Below are 796 nucleotides of genomic sequence, written 5' to 3' on the forward strand. Positions count from 1 at the left end.
GCGCGCGATCACGTCGACTCCTGGGCCGTGCGACACCACGATCGGCGCGCGGATGAACGACACGTCGATCTCTCCCGCGATCCCCGAGACGGCAATCGCCGCGTCGAAGGAATCGCGCTGCGAGCCGAATGCGTTCCGACGCACGGTGACGTCCAGTCCCCCGAACGTCTGCTGTCCCGGCGCGGGATTCTCCAGACGCTCGGCCAGCAGGATCAGCCCCGCACAGGTTCCGAGGACAGGAAGCCCCGCTGCAATGGCATCACGAAGCGGATCGGCCAACCCGAACGACCGGGAGAGCCGATCGATCACACTCGACTCACCGCCAGGCAAGACGAGCCCGTCGATACCCTCGAGGTCCTCGACCTTCTTCACCAGCCGAACATCCGCGCCGAGGCCCTGCAGCATCGCCGCGTGTTCGCGAACGCCTCCCTGCAGGGCCAGCACGCCGATGGTGGTCATCGAGCTGTCCGGTTCACCAGCCGCGCTGGGCCAGGCGATGCGGAGCCGGCACATCGGCGACATTGATGCCGACCATCGCCTCGCCGAGACCACGAGAGACCTGAGCGATGAGTGCCGCGTCCTCGAACGACGTGGTCGCCTTCACGATCGCGGCGGCGCGCGCTGCAGGGTTGCCCGACTTGAAGATGCCGGAGCCGACAAAGACACCGTCCGCGCCGAGTTGCATCATCATCGCGGCATCCGCGGGCGTCGCCACGCCGCCGGCGACGAACATCACCACCGGAAGGGCTCCGGTCTCGGCGACCTCGCGCACCAGGTCGTAGGGGGCCTGCAGCTC

Annotated in this window: 1 protein-coding gene and 1 pseudogene; both read right to left on the bottom strand. The window is 68.1% G+C overall.

Going from position 1 to position 796, the window contains the following annotated elements; genetic code table 11:
- Positions 1 to 459, bottom strand: a 459-nt coding sequence (gene pdxT, locus ACI3KW_RS23150) for a pyridoxal 5'-phosphate synthase glutaminase subunit PdxT (protein WP_404850046.1), incomplete at its 3' end; no start/stop codon positions are given.
- Positions 460 to 472: 13 nt separating this feature from the next.
- Positions 473 to 796 (bottom strand): annotated as a pseudogene (locus ACI3KW_RS23155) (pyridoxal 5'-phosphate synthase lyase subunit PdxS); the annotation flags it as partial.

The organism is Devosia sp. ZW T5_3, assembly GCF_044987315.1.
Lineage (GTDB): Bacteria > Pseudomonadota > Alphaproteobacteria > Rhizobiales > Devosiaceae > Devosia.